This window comes from Microcoleus sp. N3A4 (assembly GCF_036701805.1).
Lineage (GTDB): Bacteria > Cyanobacteriota > Cyanobacteriia > Cyanobacteriales > Microcoleaceae > Microcoleus.
The window spans coordinates 50,490-57,048 of record NZ_JAUBRJ010000049.1 but is presented as its reverse complement, the minus strand read 5'-3'; the positions used below and the strand labels follow the sequence as shown (position 1 = coordinate 57,048).

The following is a 6,559-nucleotide window of genomic DNA, read 5'->3' as shown; positions in this document are numbered from 1 at the left end:
GATTCATCCGTCCAGAAATAAAAAACCTGTATCCGATCGAGGAGCCCCCGAATTTATTCGTGGGGTGAATGCTTCAATTCTTTAATCTAAAATCTAAAATCTAAAATCTAAAATCGATTGACCATCCAAATATATAATTCCGATCCAACCGGAAACGATATAAAGCCTCAAGCTAAAGTACCAACTAAACCTAAGTCAAAATAGCCGGGAAAAACCCCCTTCAAATCTAAAATTTGAACCTGCGGAGCAATTTTATTGCTCCGCAGGTTCAATGGAACTAACCGCATCGATTTTCCTCGACTTGTTCCTCAAAGTTTCCAAACTATCAACAGTATTCTTAATAAAACCGGCCATCGGCGCAGCAACTATCAAACCTGCTACTCCCGCCACCTTAACCCCCACCAGCAGCGACACTAAAATCCACACGGGATTGAGACCGATAAAACTGCCTAATAACCGAGGAGCCACCCCGCTTTCAATTACTTGCTCGATTACTGTAGCGACAGCTAAAACTGTGACACCGAGCCAAAAGTTGTTTAATGTGATCAGCAAACTGACAATGCAAATACTGAAAGGTGCCCCGAAGGGAATCATGGTCATTGCACCCACACCCAAACCGAACAGCAATCCGAAAGGAACTCGCAAAATTAAAAAAGCAACAGTGATAGACAGTCCCATCAAAGCCGCCAAAGTTGCTTGTCCGACGAAGTAGTTGTGGAAGCTTCGCGCCAGCAAATGTCGCAATTGCAGGCTCAGCCTGGAGGGAAACCACTTAAACAAGCCTTCCCACACGCGATCGCCGTGCAATAGCAAGTAGAATGTCAGGACTATTGTCAGCAGGAAATTCACCAGACTGTCTGCAGCACCCAAGCCAAATTTGAGAATTTCCCCGGTGAGAGACTGCAATTGAGCTGAAAGTCGATCGCTCAATTGGGTAGTCAAACCGCTAACATCAATGCGGAGATTGCGATTTTCCGCCCACTTGTGGAACGCTTCAATCTGTTCAGTGCCAGAAACTATCCAAGTCGGCAGTCGGGTGGCGAGTTCAGTGATTTGGTTCAGCAGAATAGGAGCCAGAGTGACACCTAAAACCACCAATAGCAGTAAAGTCAAAAACAATACCGACAAAACTGCTCGATCGCGCTTCAAGCCGTATCTGTGCAGAAAGCGCACTGGATAATCTAGCAAAAAAGACAGCACTGTAGCGACTACCAAAACTGTAATCAGGGCGCGAAAATATTCAAAGACTAGGAGGGCTAACCAGCAGTTGAGTACCGCTAGGGGAAATAACAATCCGTAAGTCCACCAATGCGGTAGTTGAGTGAAACGTCTCATCTAAGTTAACCCAGTTAAAATTGGAGATGCAAGATGTGAGATTGACGCTGCTATTCGCCGTTCTCCGTTAACCATTTTATTCTGCATTTATTTATACCACCCTGCTAAAAATTCCCAGTTGCTCGACCAGCAGCAGAAATAGGGCTGCGGCAGGCACTGCCTGCCACAACCATGTTATATCGTTTCCGCTGGCATGGATATATTACCTGCGAAAAAATATTTTTTGCTGTTGGCACTGCAGCGGTTTGCAGCTTGCGATTCAACCTTTTTCCCCGTGCCGTTCGAGAGCTAATTGAATTAAACGGTCTACTAATTCGGGGAAAGAAATCCCGTCCGCTGCCCACATTTGCGGGTACATACTGGTAGCTGTAAAGCCGGGGAAAGTGTTGATTTCGTTAATCAAAACTTCTCCGGTTGATTCAATGTAGAAAAAGTCTACTCGCGCTAAACCGGCTGCATCTACAGCCAAAAATGCTTGTACTGCCATTTCTTGGATTTGCGAGACGATCGCACCGCTGACTTTTGCCGGAATTGAGCAGTCGGCTTGTCCCTGGGTATATTTAGTTTCGTAGTCGTAGAAATCGCTTTGAAAAGTAATTTCTCCCACCGTTGAAGCTTTGGGGTTATCGTTGCCCAAAACAGCACATTCTAATTCTCTAGCAACCACACCCGCTTCAACAATTATCCGCCTGTCGTAGCTGGCGGCGCTGTCGAGAGCTGCTTCTAATTCAGCGCGCGATCGAGCTTTACAAATTCCCACAGACGAACCCAAATTCGCCGGTTTAACAAAGCAAGGATAGCCCAAAGCCGCTTCAATTTTATCGCACAATTTGGGGAAAACGCAAGGATTAGACCAGATTTCAGAACGGTTGACAGCGATGTATTTTACCTGCGGCAAACCAGCGTGAGCAAAAGCCATTTTCATCGCAATTTTATCCATTCCCAGCGCCGAACCTAAAACCCCGGAACCGACAAAAGGAAGTTGCATTAATTTCAGCAATCCTTGCACCGTACCGTCTTCGCCGTTTGGCCCGTGCAAAACAGGGAACCAAACATCTACGGCATTAAAATTAGGAAACTGTCCAGCGGGAGAATCGTCTTCTGCTGTTTGTTCCTCTATTTCCACAGGTTTTCCGGTGGCTAAGACTTCTTGAGGTAATGTTCCCGACAGCCAGCGGCCGTTTTTTTGGATGTAAAAGGGCAGAACTTCGTATTTAGAAGCATTTTCCTCAGCAGCGAGGGCACGGGCGATCGCCCGCGCCGAACTAATTGAGACTTCGTGTTCGCCCGATCGCCCCCCGAACAACAGCCCGATCCGCATCGTTGTCATTTTTCAATACTCCTAGCACTTTTCGACAAATATACACGCAGTTAGCGCAGCTATCACAGGAAGTATGCGACAGAAACTGAGAATTAAGCATAAGCTGTTGCGAATTTAAATTGTATATTGCGGGCGGCCTCGAAGAAACTGCCCAGTCATAGTTTGATTATTTCTTGACATACAATTTAAATGCCCCAACAGCTTACAGCATTTCCCCCGTCAAACTAAAAGCGCGAATATCTGTAATTTTAACCCGCACAATTTTACCCGCCAATTCAGCAATATCGCCCTTAAAAAATGTGAGGCGATTGCCGCGAGTGCGTCCCATCACCTGAGTTGAATCTTTAAGATTTTGAACTTCCACCAAAACCTCTTCAGTGCGTCCGAAATAGCGCTGCGATCGTTCCATCGCCGTTGTTGTCACCACATGATTAATTCGCTGCAGGCGATCGGCTTTCACCTCCTCACTCAACTGATTTTCCCACAAAGCCGCCGGCGTCCCCGGGCGAGGCGAATAAGCCGCAGTATTCACCAAATCGAAACCAACATCTTCGATCAACTTCAAAGTCTTCTCAAACTGCGCTTCCGTCTCCCCAGGAAAACCGACAATCGCATCTGCCGTAATCGAAGCATCCGGCATATAACGGCGAATTTTATCAATAATCCGGCAATATTTTTCCTGAGTATAGCCTCGCGACATCGCCTTCAAAATATCATTATCTCCCGACTGAAAAGGAATGTGAAAATGTTCGCAAACCTGCGGTAATTCCGCACAAGCCTTAATCAATCTCTCCGTAAAATAGCGCGGGTGGCTAGTAGCAAATCGGAGGCGATCGACACCAGGCACATCCTGCAAAAAATAAAGCAAATCCGTCAAAGTATGCTGGTTGCTGCCGTCCGGTTTTGTCCCCGGCAAATCGCGCCCGTAAGCATCAATATTCTGCCCCAACAAAGTTACTTCCTTGTAACCTTGGCGGCCCAATTCTTCCATTTCAGCGCGAATAGCTTCAGGAACTCGCGACTGTTCAACCCCGCGAACATTCGGCACAACACAATAAGTGCAGCGTTCATTGCAGCCATAAATTACATTCACCCAAGCCGTCACCTTACTATCGCGACGAGGTTTAGTAATATCCTCCATAATCTCAACAGCTTCAGTTGCCACAACTTGATTTCCCTCAAAAACTTGTTCGAGTAAATCTTCAAGTCGGTTAGCGTGTTGCGGCCCCATTACTAAGTCTAATTCCGGCACTCTCCGCAGCAGCGCTTCACCTTCTTGCTGCGCCACGCATCCAGCTACAATTAAAGTTAAACCCGGTTCTTGGCGCTTGCGATGAGCTTGTCTTCCGAGGTTAGAATAAACTCTTTGTTCGGCATTGTCGCGAATCGTGCAAGTATTGTAGAGAATCAAGCTAGCTTCGTTCGGGTCTTCCGAGAACTCAAAGCCCATATTTTCCAGAATGCCGGCCATCCGTTCGGAGTCGGCTTTATTCATCTGGCATCCGAAAGTAGTGATGTGATAGCGGCGGGGTTTAACGGTCATGGCGAATTGCAGGGAAATAAAAAATCTAGGTTTTCAACCTTAACCAACTATTATAGAACAAGTCTAAACTCTTTGTGAACTTTTCTTTTTATCAGTCTTTTCTATTTTTCAGCACCCTCTGCTATTCATTAGACTTATTGCATCAATCTTTTATCGATCGGGGAAACCGCAGATAAACGCAGGTAAACGCAGATGCCTTTCAAGATTGTTTGCGAAGGCATACAATCTTGTCTATTTAAAAAACCGCTTTCACAAATCTGTAGGGTTTTTGAGGCGCGACGATTAAGTTGCGCGACAGACAATCAATCTTATATTTCTTTTAAAAACTCATGCAACAGTAGCTGTAGTAGCTGTAGGGTGCGTCGCCATCGAAAATTCAAAATAAAAATCGACAATCTAATAGCGACGCACCTTACAAAATAGTTAAGGAAACAACCCTCCGTTGCACTCCGCCCAACACTAATAATTGTTGCAATACTTTTTATAATTGGTATAAAACCGCGCATCACGCACCAAAATCTAGTTGTAACGGTGCGTGAGTTTTAAAAATTTCACAGTTTGAATTAAAAGATTACTCGCCCTCACGCACCCTACAGCGAAAGTCCTGATGCTAAAGCTTTATTTGCGCCTATTCCTCTATTTATTTTGTCTGTAAAAACTGATAAATTGTTTTGGCAATACCTTGTGCAGCCAAATAAGGAACCCCATTGCCAACAGTTTTAAACATATTAGTCAACGTCATCTTAGCCGGCAGTGCAAAGTCTTTTGGTAGTGACTGAACAGCCAGCGTTTCTGCAACAGAAAGCCTGCGAACTTTGTAAGGGTGCAAGTGAACTTCGTTATTGCCGTAACAAGCTGTCGGCGAATAACGCCACCGATGCAATCGCTTGAAAGATTTTTTAGAATCATCTCCTTCATCAACGGAAGCAAACCGCTTAATGCCAGCTTTGGGTTGAAAATAATTTTTGGCATTGAGATGGTTGAGAACGTCATTTTTTTGAAACCAAAATTCAACCGTTAACTCTTTGGGAATACCATCGGGGCAAGGCAACAAACTATCGCAGGCAAACGCATCATTCTCAGGCCAAGGATTAGAAAAAACTTCTGATTTGGGATACAAAATCTGAGTTGACCAAGGAAATACACCTTCAGGCAACATTTGGCTGTTTTTATCTAAAGAAATGCCCATATCTTTAATAATAATTTTTCGGAAACCGATTAAAATAATTCTCTCTCTATCTTGCGGCACACCGTATTCGATCGCATTAATTAAACGTTCCACAAAAACGTATCCCGACTCAGCCAACTGGTTTTTGAGTGCGTCATAAAAAAATTTATGTTGTTTGGTTCTCCACAAACCTTTGACGTTTTCAAACAAAAAGAAATCCGGCTGCTGTTGGCAAATCAATTCAATGTAGGAAGCTGAAAGTTTGCCTTTATCTCCTTCCCCACCTCGGTTTTTGCCGCCAATCGAAAAGTCAGGACAAGGCGGCCCCGCGATAAATCCCACAATATCGTGATGCTTGCGGGCATCCTGCATCAATTCCCGCAAATGAAGTGCTGGTTTTCCCCCTACAAGTCGAGTCACATCTGCTTCCTCTCCTTCGCAGTGTCCGTATTCTGGCTGTGGTAAATTTAGACACTGGCGAGAGTAACGGTATGCTTGGATGAATGGCGAGAAAATTTCATTTACATAAACTATATTAAAGCCGATCGACTCAAAGCCCAAATCGAGGAAGCCTGAACCCGAAAAAAATGAGAATATACAGGGGATTGGGCATTGGGAATTGGGCATGGGGAATTGGGAATTAGTAGAATGGTCGGGGCGGGTTTATGAGATTATTGGTTTGAGGCGATTATTGCGGGTAAAAACCACCCCTACAGGTATTATTAAAACCATTGGCCGCCTCGGAAACGCCAGTAAGGAAAGAAAATCCGCATCAGTGTTTGCGATGCCAGATAAATAGCCAGCCACACTAAACTGTAATGCAATGCAAAAGCTCCCAAGTCAAAATCTTCTGCCGGTATTCCCGGCAAACCGATAACTTTGATTAAAAATAACACAAAAAGTGCTTCCCAAATCCCGGCGAGCAATTGAAATGCACCTGGCCAATCTCGATCCCAGCGAAACTGCTGGATCGAAATATATAAAGCATCCCAGCCGATGCCAAAAATCGCTACATACCCTAAAATCCAGAAAAAGATTGAGCCTGATTGGGAGGTAATTAAACCCAGAAAAAAGGGCAGCGTTACTAAAACGCCTACGGTTGCAAATAACAGTAACCGAGTTTGCCAGCGGCCGAATAAAGTGAGAGTCATTCGATTTTAGATTTTGGATTTTAGATTTTAGATTGAATGGG

General features: G+C 44.7%; 5 protein-coding genes. All 5 read right to left on the bottom strand.

From position 1 onward, the window contains the following. Positions 1-252 precede the first annotated feature (252 nt). The 5 genes from QUA56_RS24490 to QUA56_RS24470 all read right to left on the bottom strand — a co-directional run bounded on the left by QUA56_RS24490 (position 253) and on the right by QUA56_RS24470 (position 6,518). On the bottom strand, positions 253-1,335 hold the full coding sequence (locus tag QUA56_RS24490; protein ID WP_333362855.1) for an AI-2E family transporter: 1,083 nt from the start codon (positions 1,333-1,335) through the stop codon (positions 253-255). Positions 1,336-1,594: 259 nt separating this feature from the next. Continuing rightward, complete coding sequence (locus QUA56_RS24485; protein ID WP_333362852.1) at positions 1,595-2,665, bottom strand: D-alanine--D-alanine ligase family protein; 1,071 nt, start codon at positions 2,663-2,665, stop codon at positions 1,595-1,597. A gap of 193 nt (positions 2,666-2,858) precedes the next feature. Next, positions 2,859-4,199: a tRNA (N6-isopentenyl adenosine(37)-C2)-methylthiotransferase MiaB gene (miaB, locus tag QUA56_RS24480; protein ID WP_333362849.1), complete on the bottom strand. Its 1,341-nt coding sequence runs from the start codon at positions 4,197-4,199 to the stop codon at positions 2,859-2,861. A gap of 640 nt (positions 4,200-4,839) precedes the next feature. Continuing rightward, positions 4,840-5,994 carry a DNA cytosine methyltransferase gene (locus QUA56_RS24475; RefSeq protein ID WP_333362846.1) on the bottom strand — a complete coding sequence of 385 codons (1,155 nt, stop codon included), beginning with the start codon at positions 5,992-5,994 and terminating at the stop codon, positions 4,840-4,842. 95 nt (positions 5,995-6,089) lie between these two features. After that, positions 6,090-6,518 (bottom strand): hypothetical protein, encoded by a 429-nt coding sequence (locus QUA56_RS24470; RefSeq protein WP_333362843.1) that lies wholly within the window; start codon positions 6,516-6,518, stop codon positions 6,090-6,092. Positions 6,519-6,559 lie beyond the last annotated feature (41 nt).